The organism is Variovorax trehalosi (assembly GCF_051216415.1).
Taxonomy (GTDB): Bacteria; Pseudomonadota; Gammaproteobacteria; order Burkholderiales; family Burkholderiaceae_C; genus Variovorax.
The window spans coordinates 141,554-156,399 of the sequence record NZ_JBPJZG010000007.1; the positions used below are offsets into that span (position 1 = coordinate 141,554).

Consider the following 14,846-nt stretch of genomic DNA (forward strand, 5'->3'; position numbering starts at 1 on the left):
CCCCGGATACCCCGTGATCCAGGTCAGGACTGCACGTCCTGCATCAGGAGGCCGCGCAACTTGCTGCGCAAGGGCGTCTCTTCGACAGCCGGCACGCCCGCCACTTCGCGCAGCGCGATGTCGCGGCTCTCGGCGGTGTGCAGGTCGATCTCGCGCACCACCTGGCCGTCCTTGTAAACGAAGGCGACGTCGGCGAGCGCGAGCACGTCCTCGATGTCGTGCGTGATCATCAACACCGGAATTCCCCACTGACGGCGCACCTGCGCGAGCTCGTTGCGCAGTTCGCTGCGCAGCATCGGGTTGAGCGCGGCGAAGGGCTCGTCGAGCAGCAGCACCTGCGGCTGGCAGGCCAGCGCACGCGCCAGCGCCACGCGCTGCTGCTGGCCGCCGGAGAGTTTCTGCGGCCGGCTGTCGGCCAGTGCGGCGAGGCCGAAGCCTTCGAGCAGGGCTTGCACCGTCTCCGCCTCCTTCGGCGGCAGCCGGCGGCGGCGCCACGAGGTGAGGCCGAAGGACACGTTCTCGCGCACCGTGAGGTGCGGAAACAGCGCGTAGTTCTGGAACAGGTAGCCGATGCGCCGCTCGGGCGCCGGCACGTCGATGCGCCGGGCCGAGTCATACAGCGTGCGGCCGTCCAGCCGCACATGGCCCGACGAAGGATGCAGCAGGCCCGCAATGGCCTGCAGCGTGAGCGACTTGCCCGCGCCCGAGGGGCCGTAGAGCACGGCGAAGGGAACGTCGGTCTGAAAGCGTGCGGCCAGGTCGAAGCGGCGCGCCCCGTCCTTCACCGTGAGCTTCAGATCGACGTCGATCATGGCTTGCCGAATCCGTAGCGGGTCAGCACTTCCTGTGCGGTATCGGTCGCCAGGAAGGCGAGGAAGTCGCCGGCCAGCGCTTTCTGCCTGCTCTCGGCCACCACCGCGATCGGGTAGGTCACGGGGCTGCTGCCCGAAGGCGAGAGCACGATCCTGACCTTGTCGCCCGCCACCGCCGCATCGGTGCGGTAGACGAAGCCGGCCTCGACCTCGCCGCGGCTCACGTAGTCGAGCACCTGGCGCACGCTGTCGGCCTGCACGAACTTGGGTTCGAGCGCGGTCCAGAGGTTCGCGCCGTCCAGCACCTGCTTGGTGTAGCGGCCGACCGGCACGGTGGCGGTCTTGCCGACGGCGATTTTCTTGACGCTGGCACCCGTCAGGTCCTGCAGCGACTTGACGCCCACGCCGTCTTTGGCGGGCTCGATCAGCACGAGGCTGTTGCTCACGAAGTTCTTGCGGGTGGCGGTGTCGATGAGCTTCTGCTCGACACCGCGGTTCATGGTTTCCTGGTCGGCACTGGCGAACACATCGACCGGCGCGCCCTGCCCGATCTGCTGCAGCAGCACGCCCGAGGCGGCGAAGTTGAAGCGCACCGTGGCGCCGGGCCTGGCGGCCTCGAACTTGGGGCCGATTTCCTTGAACGCATCGGTCAGGCTCGCGGCCGCGGACACGGTGATCTGCTGCGCGGCGGCGGCCAGCGGCAGGGCCAGTGCAACAACAAGGGACAAGAGGCGGAACGGGCGCATCGGAAATCTCCTGGGATTATTCGAGAAAGAACGAAATCAGCGAAGCGAGAAGAACCGGTTCGACAGCACGAGCACGACGATCGACAGCACCGAGGTCACGATCACCAGCAGCAGCGCGAGGTCGTCGTGCCCGGCCTGCACCGCGTCGTAGATGGCCATCGAGAGCGTCTGGGTCTGTTTGGGAATGGAGCCCGCCACCATCAGCGAGGCGCCGAATTCGCCCATGGCCCGCGCGAACGCGAGCAGCGTGCCGGCCAGGATGCCGGGCCAGGCCAGCGGCAAGGTCACACGCAGGAACACCGAGAACGGCGACTGCCGCAGCGTGCTGGCCGCGGCTTCGAGCGAGCGATCGACGTTCGCGAACGCCGCGCTGGCCGACTTGAGCACCAGCGGCAGCGCGACCACGGCCGAGGCGACCACGGCGCCGTGCCAGCTGAAGATGATGGTGTAGTCGAGGTGCTCGCGCAGCCACGCGCCCAGCGGGCTGCGCCGGCCGGCCGCCACCAGGATGGCGTAGCCGATCACCGTGGGCGGCAGCACCAGCGGCAGCATGAACACGGCCTCCAGCACGGTGCGGCCGAAGAAGCGCTTGCGCGCGAACACCCATCCCAGCGCCACGCCCGCGATCAGCGCCAGCACGGTCGCCACCGCCGCCACCTTGAGCGACAGGACCAGGGGCGACCAGTCGGTCGAGGCGATGAGGGAGCTCGTCGTGTTCATTTGAATACGGCGGGATTGTTGCACGACCGGAAGATTTCCCCCTGCATGAGGCGCGAAAGGTGCCCAGTCTTCATATACTGGCCGACATAGCGTTGCCCCGACCGCAAAGCCCCATGCGAAGTGCTGCGCCGCAGTGCGGTATGGGCAGAACCCCGCGAGCGTTAGCGCGAGTGCCGGCCTACGGCGCCAGCAGCCGAGTGAGCGCGCGAATGTCCGCAGATGTGGCCAGCTTCGCGGCGTTCTCGATGGCACGGTAGTGCTTGACGATTTCCTCACCCACCGGCGTGAGTGCCGTGCCGCCGCCACGCGAGCCGCCGGCAGCCGTGTTCACCGCGGGCGAGGTCAGGGCCTTGTTCATCTCGTCGACCAGCATCCAGGCCCGGCGGTACGACATGCCGAGCAAACGGGCCGCAGCGGAGATGGAACCCGTCTCGGCCACGGCCTCGAGCACCGCGATCTTGCCGGGGCCGATGGCGATGGCGTCGTCCCGATAGACGCGAAGGCGGAACTGGACTTTGGATTTCATCTTGGCGCGAAGGGTAAACCATCCGCGGCGCCCGGCGCTATGTCCGCCCGGAAACGGCGATGCGGCCGGCAGGTGTGAACCCGGCCGGCCGCATCGTCATCGAGAAGCCGTGTGTCTGCGACTCAGTTGAAGAATTTCGCCACGCTGCCCAGCGTCTTGTAGACGCCCCAGGCCAGCGGAATGCCCACTGCGGCCCAGGCCATCACCACGACCGCCGGGCTCACCGTGTCGGCGCGGCCCGAGCCGCTGCCCACTTCGGCCGCCGAGGCTTTTTCGTGCGCCAGCTTCTTCTCGACGGCCAGCTCGGCATCGGTCATGAAGTGCTTGTCGGCCACCGGGCGCACCAGCAGGTTGGCGATGAAGCCGATCGCCAGCATGCCCACGAGGATGTACATGGTCTGGTTGTAGACCTGCTCGCGCGGCAGGCCCAGGCCCAGCTGGTACTCGCGCATGTAGTTCACCACCACCGGGCCGAGGATGCCGGCCGTGGCCCACGCGGTGAGCAGTCGGCCATGGATGGCGCCCACGAACTGCGTGCCGAACAGGTCGGCGAGATATGCCGGCACGGTGGCGAAGCCGCCGCCGTACATCGACACGATGATGCAGCACGCGCCCACGAACAGGAGCTTGCTGCCCGCGCCGGCCGACGAGGGAATGCTCGCGTACAGGATCGCGCCGAGCACGAAGAACACCGTGTAGGTGAGCTTGCGGCCGAGCTTGTCCGAGAGGCTGGCCCAGACGAAGCGCCCGCCGATGTTGAACAGCGACAGCAGCGCGGTGAAGCCGCCGGCCACCACGGCAATCGCCGCGAGCTGTACCTTGTCGAGCCCGCCGAACTTCTGCGACACGCCGATCAGCGCGCCGCCGAACACTTCCTGCAGCATCGGCGAGGAGATGCCGATCACGCCGATGCCGGCGCTCACGTTCATGCACAGCACCAGCCACACGAGCCAGAACTGGGGAATGCCCCAGACCTTCTTCACGTGCACGTGGCGCTGCGTGATCATGGCGTTGCTGGTCTGCGCCGGGGGCGGTGTCCAGCCTTCGGGCTTCCAGCCCGAGGGCGGCACGCGGTAGCCGAGCGCGCCGGCCATCATGAAGACGAAGTAGCCCAGCGCCATCACGACGAAGGTCTGCATCACGCCCACGTCGGTGGCGGTGGAGAAGCGCTTCATCAGGTCGACCGCCAGCGGCGAGCCGATCATCGCGCCGCCGCCGAAGCCCATGATGGCCATGCCGGTCGCCATGCCGCGGCGGTCGGGGAACCACTTGATCAGCGTGCTCACCGGCGAGATGTAGCCCAGGCCGAGGCCGATGCCACCGATCACGCCCGAGCCGAGGATCATCAGCCAGAACTGGTGCAGGTGAATGCCCACGGCCGACAGCAGCATGCCGCCGCACCAGCACACGGCCGACACCACGCCGGCCTTGCGCGGACCCGCGCGTTCGAGCCATCCGCCCCAGAGAGCCGCCGAACAGCCGAGGAAGACGAAGAACAGCGTGTACATCCAGCCGAGCGTGGCCACGCGCCAGTCGCAGTTCGTGGCGAAGAGTTCGGCGAAGAAGCTCATCTCCTTCGCGCAGGCCTGTGCGCCGTGGCCAGCCGTTCCAAGCGCCTTCGACAGAGGCAGCCAGAACACCGAAAAGCCATAGGCCATGCCGATGCAAAGGTGGATGGCCAATGCGGCCGGGGGAACCAGCCAACGGTTGAAACCGGGGCCCGCGATGATGCGTTCTTTATCGAGGAAGCCGGGTTGCTGCTGCAACCCGTCTCCAGCCAGGCGATCTCCATCGAGAACGCCCGCAGTTGAGCCTGCCATATTTCTCCTAGTTCACCGGACGTGTAACTTTTGTGTTGGATCCGGGCCGCGGAGTGTGTCCGAACGTTTTACAAAGCGTCAAATTCGATCGACGCATGGCGCGATTCAATAATTAAATGCCCCGCCTTCGCGTGGGCATGCGTGGCGTTCAGTTGCTGAGCGTTCCGCTGTGCAGGCGAACCTGCTCGGCCCATTCGGGCGTCTGCAGGAAGGCCAGTGCCGCATCGAGCGCGCGCGAAGAGCGCACGCCGTCCTGCGTCATGAAGCCGATGGGCGTGCGCACCTCGGGCGCCACCAGCGGCAGCGCCTCCAGTTCGCGGTGCGTGCGCACGGCCGCGACCATCGCCCCCGGCAGCACGCTGCTGACAGTGCCGGCGCTCACGGCGAGCGTGAGGGTGAGCACCGAGTTCGTCTCGATGGCCGGCGTCACCGGCACGCCGGCTTCGCGCAGGGCCTGGTTCACGATGGCGCGGTTGTGCATGTCGGTCGTGAGCAGGCACAGGGGCTGCCTGGCGGCCTCGGCCCAGGTGATCGGCTGGCCGATGTGCAGTTCGTCCGCCGAGGGCGTCTCGGCGCGCCGCAGCAGGAAGTAGTGCTCCACGCTCTGCGGCCATGCCGTGAGCTTGATGCCCGGCAGGTGCATGCGCTCGGTGTAGCCGAGCGCAAGGTCGATGGAAAGGCTTTCGAGGCCGGTCTCCAGCTCCTGCGAACTCATCGACAGCACGACCGGCACGATGCCCGGATGGCGCTGGTGCAGCATGGCCGCGAAGCGCGAAAGGATCGGGATGGCGGTGGGCACCGCGGCCATGCGCAACCGGCCATGCGGGTTGTCCACGTCGCTGCGCAGTTCCTGCAGCAGCACCTCGTTGTCGCGCAGCATGCGCTGCGCCGTGGCCAGCACGCGCTCGCCCTCGTGCGTGAGGCCGACGTAGACGCGGGCGCGCTTGACGATGACGACGCCGAACTCGGTTTCGAGCGCCCTGAGGGCGTTCGACAACGCCGGCTGCGTGATGTGGCAGGCCTGCGCGGCGCGGCCGAAATGCTTGTGTTCGTTGAGCGCCACCAGGTAGCGCATCGAGGCGAGCAGGTTCATTCGCGGCGCTCCGGACGGCGCACACCAGGCACAACGCGACGAATCAAGCGCAAGCTCCGCCTAGGTGTTCTTGCTGATCGAGATGGTCGGGAATTTCGACGAAAAATCCTTTGCCTTCTCCGAGATGCCCACGGCCACCTGGCGCGCCACCGCCTTGTAGATGCCGGCCACTTCGCCCTCGGGGTCGGCCACCACGGTAGGCGAACCGCTGTCGGCCTGCAGCCGGATCTTGATGTCCAGCGGCAGCGCGCCGAGGTATTCCATCTGGTATTCGGCCGCCATCTTCTTGCCGCCGTCGCTGCCGAAGATGTGCTCGGCATGGCCGCAGTTCGAGCAGATGTGCACTGCCATGTTCTCCACGATGCCCAGGATCGGCACGCCGACCTTCTCGAACATCTTGATGCCCTTCTTGGCGTCGAGCAGTGCGATGTCCTGCGGCGTGGTGACGATCACCGCGCCCGTCATCGGCACGCGCTGGCTCAGCGTGAGCTGGATGTCGCCGGTGCCCGGCGGCATGTCGACGATCAGGTAGTCGAGGTCTTTCCAGTTGGTCTGGCGCAGCAGCTGCTCCAGCGCCTGCGTGGCCATCGGGCCGCGCCAGATCATGGCCTGGTCGGCGTCGACCAGGAAGCCGATGGACATCACCTGCACGCCGTGGCGCTCCAGGGGCTCCATGGTCTTGCCGTCGTCGCTCTCGGGACGGCCCTCGATGCCCATCATCATGGGCTGGCTGGGGCCGTAGATGTCGGCGTCGAGCAGGCCGACCTTCGCGCCTTCGGCGGCCAGTGCCAATGCCAGGTTGGCCGCCGTGGTGCTCTTGCCCACGCCGCCCTTGCCCGAGGCCACCGCGATGATGTTCTTGACGTTGGGCATCAGCTGTACGCCGCGCTGCACCGCGTGGCTGATGACCTTGGTGACGATGTTGACCGACACGTTCTCCACGCCCGGCACGGTCTTGGCGGCAGCCACCAGCGCCTTGCGGATCGCCGCGTGCTGGCTCTTTGCCGGGTAACCCAGCTCCAGGTCGAACGCCACGTCGCCGTCCGCGATCTGGACGTTCCTGAGCGAGCGGGCTGCCGCAAATTCCTTGCCGGTGTTGGGGTCGGTGACGCTCTTGAGGGCGCCCATGATCGCGTCTTGGGTGATGGCCATTGATCAAACTCCTGAATGGCGGGTAGTCTAGTGCGCTCTCCCCGCCCTCACCCGGCCCGCTCCCAATAGACCAGAAAACCAGAAATGACAGAGACAAGCCCCGCCACCGGCCTTCTGCTCACCGGAGGCGGCGCACGGGCGGCCTACCAGGTCGGCGTGCTCGAAGCGATTGCCGAAATGCGCCGCGCCGCCGGTCCGGCCGCCGGCACCGGCAACCCCTTTCCCGTCATCACCGGCACCTCGGCCGGCGCCATCAATGCGGCGGCGCTGGCCTGCGGCGCGGACAACTTCGACCATGTGGTGGCGCACATCGCCGAGGTGTGGAGCAGCTTTCGCGCCGAGCAGGTGTACCGCGCCGATTCGCTCTCGGTCATCGGCAGCGGCGCGCGCTGGCGCATGCTGCTGGGGTTCGGGCGCTTTGCGGCCAACTGGATGCGGGTCAAGCCGAAGTCGCTGCTCGACAACGCGCCGCTGGCCGACCTGCTGCAGCGCATGGTGCCGCTCGACCGCCTGCCGCAGTTGATGCAAGAGGGCCACGTGCAGGCGCTGGCCGTGACCGCATCGAGCTACAGCTCGGGCGAGCACGTCACCTTCTTCGAAGCCGCGGTGCCGATGGAGCCGTGGGTGCGCTCGCAGCGCCTCTCGGTGCGCGACCGCATCACGCACCACCACCTGCTCGCGTCCTCGGCGATTCCCTTCGTGTTTCCGGCCACGGCGCTGCCGATGCAGGGGCACACCGAGTACTTCGGCGACGGCTCGATGCGCCAGTCCGCGCCCATCGCGGCAGCCATTCACCTCGGTGCGCAGCGCATCCTGGTGATCGGCGCGGGCCGCATGCACGAGCCACGCGAGACCGATGCGCCCAACACGCACAGCGGCTATCCGACGATGGCGCAGATCGCGGGCCATGCGCTCTCGAGCATCTTTCTGGATGCGCTGGCGGTGGACATCGAGCGGCTGCGCCGCATCAACCACACGCTGGGGCTGATTCCCGAGGAGGTGCGCGCATCGAGTTCGCTGCGGCCGCTCGACCTGCTGGTGATCTCGCCCTCGGAGCGGCTGGACGTGATCGCGGCGCGGCACGTGGATTCGCTGCCCGGCGCGGTGCGGCACCTGCTGGGCGGCTCGAAGGCCGCGGCCGACGTGAAGGGCGGCGCGCTCGCGAGTTACCTGCTGTTCGAGTCGGGCTACACGCGCGAGCTGATGGCGCTCGGGCGGGCCGATGCGATGAAGCAGCGCGACGAGGTGCTGCGGTTCTTCGGGTGGAACGCAGCCTGAACTAGAGGCGCTGCCTGCGCAAGACTTCGTCCGCGTCCATCCCGACGAGATCGCGGTACACCGAGGGTGCGGTCGCGCCCTCGGTGCTGATCAGCAGCACCTTCGATCGCACATCGAGGCGCACCTTTCGCCACAGGTCGTCCGACAGCGTGAGCACGCGCAATGCCGCAAGGCCCGCAGCGCCCGATTCGCCGCTCACGATGGGGCTGTCGTGCGCCGAGCCTCGCGCCAGGAGGCGCATCGCCTCGACCGCGTCGCCGTCTTCGATGGTGAGGAACGCATCGATCGACGGTTCTAGAAAGCGCCAGGCCAGCGGCGAGGTTTCCCCGCAGGCGAGGCCGGCCATCACCGAGTCGACGCTGCCGGTGGCATTCGATGCATGGCCGTGGATCGCGCTCTGCAGCAGGCAATCGGCCTGGCGCGGCTCGACGACGATGAGGGTCGGCCGCTTCTCGCCGTATTGCTCCCACAGGTAGCTCGCCACACCCGCGGCCAGCCCGCCGACGCCGCCCTGCAGGATCACGTGCGAGAACATCGCCGTGCCCTCCTGCTGCTCCATCACCTCGTCGGCCAGGATGCCGTAGCCCTGCATCACGTCGCGCGGAATGTCTTCGTAGCCGGCGTAGGAGGTGTCGGAGACGACCTGCCAGCCGTGCTCCTGCGCCAGTGCGGCCGCATGCGCGACCGAGACGTCGTAGTTGCCCTCGATGCGCACGATCTCCGCGCCGAAGGCCGCGATGGCGGTTTCGCGCTCCACGCTCACATGCCGGTGCAGCACGATCACGCAGCGCACGCCGATGCTTTGCGCCGCAGCGGCCAGCGCGCGGCCGTGGTTGCCATCGGTGGCGCTGATGACGACCAGCGACTGCAGTTCTGCCGCATGCGTGCCGTTCAGCAAGGCCACCGGGTCCCACGCGGGATGGGCCCGCAGGATGAGCCGCACGAGCGCTGCCGGCGCGCCGAGCGCCTTGAAGCTGCCGAGCGTGGAGCGCTTCGACTCGTCCTTCACGAAGATGCCGGCCACGCCCAGTTCCTCCGCCATGTCGGGCAGCTGCCAGAGCGGCGTGGGTTCGGGCGCGAGCTGCGACCAGCGCGAGAGCCAGCCGCGTGTGCGCTTCGCCTCGGCGATGCTGAGGATGTCGCGAAGCTCGCCGGGGTAGGCGCCGCGGGTGGCGTTCTTGTTGATGACCAGCATGGGGAAAAAGAAAATGGGTTGTCTTGTCGGTCAGCGCGGAAGGCGCAGGCGGACGATTTCCGCGAAGTAACGGGCGCCCGTCGCGAGCACCTCGTCGTTGAAGTCGTAGCTGCCGTTGTGCAGCGGCGTGCTGCCGGGCGCGCCCTCTGCGCCATTGCCCAGAAACACGAAGGCGCCGGGCACCACCTTCAGGAACGCGCCGAAGTCCTCGGAAATCATCATCGGCGCCACATTGGCATCGACGTTCTCCGCGCCCACCACGGCCGTGGCGGCCGCCACCGCGACGGGCACGCATTCGGCCCAGTTCACGGTGGGCGCAAATTCGTGCGTGTAGCTGAAGTCGCATTCGGCGCCATGCATGCGGCAGATGCCTTCGCTGATCTCGCGCATGCGCGCGGCCAGCATCTTCTGCACCTCGGGGTCGTAGCTGCGCGTGTCGCCCTTGATGACCACGTTCGACGGAATCGCGTTGCGGATGCCGTCGGTGATGAACTCGGTGCACGAGACCACCGCCTGCGCGCCCGGGTCGAGCGTGCGCGAGACGATGGACTGCAGCGCGAGCACGATCTGCGCGCCGATGACGATGGGGTCGATCCCCATGTGCGGCCGCGCGGCATGCGTGCCGCGGCCCTTCACGTGGATGACGAAGTTGTCCTCGCTCGCCATGAGGCCGCCCGTGCGCGTAGCGATCGTGCCCGCGCGCATGCCGGGCATGTTGTGCAGGCCGTAGATCTCATCGACCGGAAAGCGTACGAAGAGGCCGTCGTCCATCATGGCTTTCGCGCCGCGGCCGTGCTCCTCGGCGGGCTGGAAGATGAATCGCACGGTGCCGTCGAAATCCTGCCGTTCCCGCAGAAGACGCGCTGCGCCGAGGACGATCGACATGTGGCCGTCGTGGCCGCAGGCGTGCATCTTTCCGGGGATGGCCGAAGCGTAGGCACGGTCGGTAGGCACCTCGGTGATGTTCAGCGCGTCCATCTCGGCGCGCAGGCCGATCACGCCCTTGCCATTGCCGACCTTCAGGTTCGCCACGAGCCCCGTGCCGCCGATGCCGGTGTGTACCTCCAGGCCCAGCGCCTTCAGCACTCCGATGACGAAAGCCGAGGTCCTAGCCTCCTCGAAGCCGGTCTCGGGCATCGCATGCAGCTGGCGGCGCCAGCCCGAGAGCTGGTCGCGCAGGGGTCCGTCGGGGAATTTCATGACGCGATGCTATTGACAATGCAGCGATACGGGCACGCAAAATCGGGCCCTTCGACGCAACGTTTTTGCGTACACGGCCTGCATGACCTCCTCTCCCCTCGACGCCATCGACCTCCGCCTGCTGGAGCTGATCCAGATCGACAGCCGCATGTCGCAAAGCGAACTGGGCGAGCGCGTCCACCTGTCGACGGCCGCCGTGAACCGGCGGCTCAAGCGCATGCGCGACGATGGCGTGATCCGGCGCTACGGCGCGGTGCTGGCCCCCGCCGCGCTGGGCCATCCGCTGTCCATCGTGGCCGAAGTGGAGGTCGAGAGCGAGCACATCGACCTGCTCGATGCAATGAAACAGAGTTTCAGGAACTGCCCACAGGTGCAGCAGTGTTACTACGTGACGGGCGAGTGGGACTTCATCCTCGTCCTCGTGGTGCAGGACATGGCGCAGTACACGGCACTGAGCCGACAGCTTTTCTTCCAGAGCAACAACGTGAAGCGCTTTCGCACGCTGGTCACGATGGACCCGGTGAAGGTCAGCCTGGACGTGCCGGTGCGGCCGGAACCGATGGAATAGGCAGCCGCGCGGACGCGCGCGTCAGGAAAGCCCAAGGAGCACCGCGATCCCCGTGACAAACCAGTTCGCGGTCGTTGCATTGGCCGCACTCTCCTTGGAGATCGGCCACAGCTTCGCACGCTTCCACGCGCGCAGATTGCATGCGATGGCAAGCACCAGCCCACAGAAGAAGAGCAAGGCCGAATGCAGGCCGATGGCTGCGATCAGCGCTACCAGGACGATCAGGATTCCTGCCGCCCAGATACCACTGGAAGTGCTCGCCAGCACATGGCAAAGACCCCCGCAGGCTTCGCACGTCGCAGGCGCGGCGCGGCTGGACCAGCGTTTTGCGAGACCGGTGATGCCAGGCTTCCTGCAATGCGGGCAGTCGTACTTCACAGGAAGATCCACGCCACGATCACGGTCAGGATGATGGCCAGCGGGATGAGACCGCTCAGCCGCGAGAGGCAGCCGAGCATGAACAGCGGCACTCGTCCCGCAAACTCGCGCAGGTGGTCGGCCACGCGATGACCCCGAGGCAGCGCGGCAGCAACGGCCAACGAGATCGCGATGAGCCCGAAGCCCGTGGCAACGAAGATCGCCAGGCAGGTGAGGATGAGCGAGACCGGAGGTTTCATGTGCTGCGCAAGATATCGCAGTTCAGACGCAACGCGAAACCGTCATGGTCACCCGGCGTCGGAAATCCCGAGCTCCGAGCACACCCGCCCCACCAGCGCCTTCAGCGACGCCAGCTCGGCTTCGAGCCGCGCCACGTTGGCCTTGAGCGCCGCGACTTCGCCGAGCGACGCATCGTGCGATGCATAGGCCCCCTCGCCCGATGCGCCGGCCGGCCCCGCGACCTCTTCCGCCGGCTGCCCGCTCAGGAGGTGCGCCCATCGGCTTTCGCGCGCGCCGGGCAGCCGGGCCAGCTTCACCACCAGCGCACCGGCCGGCCGCTCCGAGAGTTCGTCGAGAAAGCCCTCGACCGACGAGATGTCCGCGAAGTTGTGCATGCGGTCGCAGGCGATACGCAGCTCGCCGGCCGTTTGCGGCCCGCGCAGCATCAGCACGGTGAGCAGGATCACCGACTGCGAGGGAATGCGCAGCACGCGGTCGATGTTGTGTTCGTAGCGGAAGGCGCGGCCGCCGCTGCTTTCCGCAACGAGGCTGTAGCCCTTGAGGCTGTCGATGGCGGACTGGATCTGCGATTCGGTGAGTTCGAGCACCGGGTTGCGGCTGGTCTTCTGGTTGCAGCCCGACACCAGCGAATTGAGCGTGAGCGGGTAGCTGTCGGGCACGGTGCGCTGCTTTTCGGCGAGCACGCCGAGCACACGGGTTTCGAGGAGGGACAGGATGGGCAGCGGTGTGGACATGGCTCAGCTCAACAACAGGGTTCGAAAGTGAAGACGCAAAGGGCCGCCGACGGATTCATCGCGACACCACGCCGAGTATCGGCCCCAGTTCGCGCACGAAATCGCTGCGCCCCAATGCCTTCGAGTAGAGGGCCGAGACGGTGCCGTCGAGGTACAGGGCATCACGGCAATGCAGCACGTCGCGGAAGTAGAGCGCGAAATCGTGGAAATTCACCGGCGTCTCGCTCATCACAAAGATCACCGTGTGGCCCGACGCGCAGACGCCGTTGCGGATCTTGCGCGAGTCGGAATTCGGAATGAGCGCCGGGTGCAGCACGCCATGGCGCAACAGCAGCGGGCCGGATTGCGTGGCCAGCTGCACGCCGCCACGCTTGGCGAATGCCGGGTATTCTGAGGACTCGATCACCCTGGGCCCGTCATCGGTGACGAGGAACACGCCGTTCGGCTTCAGGAAAAAGTTGCCGGCGCCGCTCGCCAGGTTGAGCGGCGTCTCTTCGCGGCCGTCTCGCACGAAGAGTCCGACCGGGGAGAAATCCGCGTGGTACATGCCGGCGTTGACCGCGAAGACGAGCTGCCTGCCGTGCGCCTTCAGCCAGGCATCGAGCCGGTCGAAGCGCTTGAACGCGACGCCCGTGTCGTCGTTCAGGAACAGCGCGAGCTTCTCGGTGCGAAGGTCGACCTTCACCACCGTGTAGCGCGGGTCTGCCGCAACCGACGCGCAGCTCGCAAGGAAGACAGCCAGCAGAAGCAGAAGCTTTCTCATGCCGGCTGCGCCTTCTTCTTCGGGTCAACCGCCGTTGATGCGGCTGACCAGCGCCTTGGTGAAAGCGGCGGTGTTCGCCGTGCCGCCCAGGTCGCCGGTGCGCACGTTGTCGATGTTCAGCGTCTGGTCGATGGCCGTGCGCAGGCGCGTGGCCAGCTCGGGCATCTTCGTGTGGTCGAGCATCATCGCGGCGGCCAGCAGCAGCGCCGTGGGGTTGGCGATGCCCTTGCCGGCGATGTCGGGCGCCGAGCCATGCACCGCTTCGAAGATCGCCGCATCGGTGCCGATGTTGGCGCCGGGCGCCATGCCCAGGCCGCCGACCAGGCCGGCCACGAGGTCGGAGAGGATGTCGCCGAACAGGTTGGTCGTCACCAGCATGTCGAACTGCCAGGGGTTGAGCACCAGCTTCATCGCGCAGGCGTCCACGATGATCGAGTCGAGCTCGAACTTGCCCTTGTACTTTTCCGCGTAGAGCTGTTCGCCAGTCTCCAGGAACAGGCCGGTCAGCACCTTCATGATGTTGGCCTTGTGCACCAGCGTGACCTTCTTTCGGCCGGTGGCAATGGCCGTCTCGAATGCGTACTCGAGCACCCGGCGGCAGCCCTGCCGCGTGTTGATGCCGGTGGCCATGCCCACGGCGTGCGGGTCGCCGTCGATGCGCACGTAGTGCTCGTGGCCGATGTAGAGGCCCTCGAGGTTCTCGCGCACGATCATCAGGTCGATCTTCTCGAAGCGGCCGCCCGGGATGATGGTGCGCGCGGGGCGCAGGTTGGCGTAGAGCTGGAATTCTTCGCGCAGCCGCACGTTCGACGAGCGGTAGCCGCCGCCCGAGGGCGTCTCCAGCGGGCCCTTCAGGGCGAGGCGGGTGGTGCGGATGCTGTCCAGCGTGGCCGGCGGCAGCGGATCGCCCGAGGCCTTGACGCCGCCGAGGCCGGCGATCTGGGTGTCCCAGGTGAAGGGGGCTTTCAGCGCATCGAGCGCGGCCAGCGTGGCGTCGACGATTTCGGGGCCGATGCCATCGCCGGGGATAAGGGTTGCGGGAATGGAGGTGGTCATCGGCAGTTCTCTCTCACTTCGAGTCAGGGGCGCCGCGGGCACGGCAGGGGTCTGAAGCATAGCGGTGCGGATCAGGCGGCGCCGGCCCGTCGACGGCGCCAGCGAAACAGTCCCAGGGTTGCCAGGGTGAAGACGCACCAGATCAGCGGCTCGAGCCAGAAGCTGGCCCAGAACTTGTGCAATGCCAGAAGGCCGGTCGATTGCGGTGTGAAGAAGTCGAACAGGTTGTCGCGCAGAACCCAGGCGATCCAGCCCCGGAACAGCAAGGTGCCCAGCGACAGCAGCAGCGTGGCGCCCAGCGCGAAGCGCGAGCCGCTGAAGGCCAGCCAGACCAACGCCACCACCGAGGCCGCGACGGGCCCGAACATCATGAGGAAGAAGGTGTCCATGACTTTCGAGGGTAGCTGCTGCGGGGTGGGGGCGGCTGTGCTCAGGAACCGCCTTCGGTCAGCGCAGCCAGCGTGGCGTCGACGATTTCGGGGCCGATGCCATCGCCGGGGATGAGGGTTGCGGAAATGGGCGTGGTCATCGGCTGCAGCTCGCTTTCTGGCGCTCTGTACCGGGG

General features: G+C 67.2%; 17 protein-coding genes. 2 read left to right on the forward strand and 15 right to left on the reverse strand.

What is annotated here, in order from left to right; genetic code table 11:
- Positions 1–23 precede the first annotated feature (23 nt).
- The 7 genes from ACSFA7_RS25350 to apbC all read right to left on the reverse strand — a co-directional run bounded on the left by ACSFA7_RS25350 (position 24) and on the right by apbC (position 6,869).
- A complete protein-coding gene (locus ACSFA7_RS25350; RefSeq protein WP_435501919.1) occupies positions 24–812 on the reverse strand; it encodes an ABC transporter ATP-binding protein in 789 nt (262 codons plus the stop codon).
- The gene (gene modA, locus ACSFA7_RS25355) at positions 809–1,558 is read right to left on the reverse strand and encodes a molybdate ABC transporter substrate-binding protein (protein WP_435501920.1); all 750 of its coding nucleotides are present in this window, start codon (positions 1,556–1,558) and stop codon (positions 809–811) included. The genes ACSFA7_RS25350 and modA overlap by 4 nt, the downstream gene beginning before the upstream one ends.
- Positions 1,559–1,594: 36 nt before the next feature.
- A complete protein-coding gene (gene modB / locus ACSFA7_RS25360) occupies positions 1,595–2,278 on the reverse strand; it encodes a molybdate ABC transporter permease subunit (protein WP_435501921.1) in 684 nt (227 codons plus the stop codon).
- A 178-nt stretch (positions 2,279–2,456) separates the two neighbouring features.
- Positions 2,457–2,804 (reverse strand): winged helix-turn-helix domain-containing protein, encoded by a 348-nt coding sequence (locus ACSFA7_RS25365; RefSeq protein ID WP_435501922.1) that lies wholly within the window; start codon positions 2,802–2,804, stop codon positions 2,457–2,459.
- Between the two features lie 122 nt (positions 2,805–2,926).
- A complete protein-coding gene (locus tag ACSFA7_RS25370) occupies positions 2,927–4,624 on the reverse strand; it encodes an OFA family MFS transporter (protein WP_435501923.1) in 1,698 nt (565 codons plus the stop codon).
- A 148-nt stretch (positions 4,625–4,772) separates the two neighbouring features.
- The gene (locus ACSFA7_RS25375; protein WP_435501924.1) at positions 4,773–5,717 is read right to left on the reverse strand and encodes a LysR substrate-binding domain-containing protein; all 945 of its coding nucleotides are present in this window, start codon (positions 5,715–5,717) and stop codon (positions 4,773–4,775) included.
- A gap of 60 nt (positions 5,718–5,777) precedes the next feature.
- On the reverse strand, positions 5,778–6,869 hold the full coding sequence (apbC, locus tag ACSFA7_RS25380) for an iron-sulfur cluster carrier protein ApbC (protein WP_435501925.1): 1,092 nt from the start codon (positions 6,867–6,869) through the stop codon (positions 5,778–5,780).
- An 84-nt stretch (positions 6,870–6,953) separates the two neighbouring features.
- Here apbC and ACSFA7_RS25385 point away from each other — a divergent pair, with 84 nt between their 5' ends.
- Positions 6,954–8,147, forward strand: a complete 1,194-nt coding sequence (locus tag ACSFA7_RS25385) for a patatin-like phospholipase family protein (RefSeq protein WP_435501926.1) — start codon at positions 6,954–6,956, stop codon at positions 8,145–8,147.
- A gap of 1 nt (position 8,148) precedes the next feature.
- Here the strand turns inward: ACSFA7_RS25385 and ACSFA7_RS25390 are convergent, their stop codons facing one another.
- Together ACSFA7_RS25390 and ACSFA7_RS25395 are read right to left on the reverse strand one after the other, a co-directional pair.
- Positions 8,149–9,342: a diaminopropionate ammonia-lyase gene (locus tag ACSFA7_RS25390; RefSeq protein WP_435501927.1), complete on the reverse strand. Its 1,194-nt coding sequence runs from the start codon at positions 9,340–9,342 to the stop codon at positions 8,149–8,151.
- 30 nt (positions 9,343–9,372) lie between these two features.
- The gene (locus ACSFA7_RS25395; protein WP_435501928.1) at positions 9,373–10,542 is read right to left on the reverse strand and encodes a M20 aminoacylase family protein; all 1,170 of its coding nucleotides are present in this window, start codon (positions 10,540–10,542) and stop codon (positions 9,373–9,375) included.
- Positions 10,543–10,624: 82 nt separating this feature from the next.
- Between ACSFA7_RS25395 and ACSFA7_RS25400 the strand changes: the two genes are divergently transcribed.
- The gene (locus ACSFA7_RS25400) at positions 10,625–11,110 is read left to right on the forward strand and encodes an Lrp/AsnC family transcriptional regulator (RefSeq protein ID WP_435501929.1); all 486 of its coding nucleotides are present in this window, start codon (positions 10,625–10,627) and stop codon (positions 11,108–11,110) included.
- 21 nt (positions 11,111–11,131) lie between these two features.
- Here the strand turns inward: ACSFA7_RS25400 and ACSFA7_RS25405 are convergent, their stop codons facing one another.
- From ACSFA7_RS25405 to ACSFA7_RS25430, 6 genes are all read right to left on the reverse strand, one after another.
- Positions 11,132–11,488: a hypothetical protein gene (locus ACSFA7_RS25405; RefSeq protein WP_435501930.1), complete on the reverse strand. Its 357-nt coding sequence runs from the start codon at positions 11,486–11,488 to the stop codon at positions 11,132–11,134.
- A complete protein-coding gene (locus ACSFA7_RS25410; protein ID WP_435501931.1) occupies positions 11,485–11,727 on the reverse strand; it encodes a hypothetical protein in 243 nt (80 codons plus the stop codon). Before ACSFA7_RS25410 ends, ACSFA7_RS25405 begins: the two co-directional genes overlap by 4 nt.
- A gap of 48 nt (positions 11,728–11,775) precedes the next feature.
- Positions 11,776–12,462 (reverse strand): YceH family protein, encoded by a 687-nt coding sequence (locus ACSFA7_RS25415; RefSeq protein WP_206175134.1) that lies wholly within the window; start codon positions 12,460–12,462, stop codon positions 11,776–11,778.
- 55 nt (positions 12,463–12,517) lie between these two features.
- Positions 12,518–13,225 (reverse strand): phosphodiester glycosidase family protein, encoded by a 708-nt coding sequence (locus ACSFA7_RS25420; protein WP_435501932.1) that lies wholly within the window; start codon positions 13,223–13,225, stop codon positions 12,518–12,520.
- 24 nt (positions 13,226–13,249) lie between these two features.
- A complete protein-coding gene (locus ACSFA7_RS25425; RefSeq protein ID WP_435501933.1) occupies positions 13,250–14,281 on the reverse strand; it encodes an isocitrate/isopropylmalate dehydrogenase family protein in 1,032 nt (343 codons plus the stop codon).
- A gap of 71 nt (positions 14,282–14,352) precedes the next feature.
- Positions 14,353–14,670 carry a hypothetical protein gene (locus ACSFA7_RS25430; RefSeq protein WP_435501934.1) on the reverse strand — a complete coding sequence of 106 codons (318 nt, stop codon included), beginning with the start codon at positions 14,668–14,670 and terminating at the stop codon, positions 14,353–14,355.
- Between the last annotated feature and the right edge of the window lie 176 nt (positions 14,671–14,846).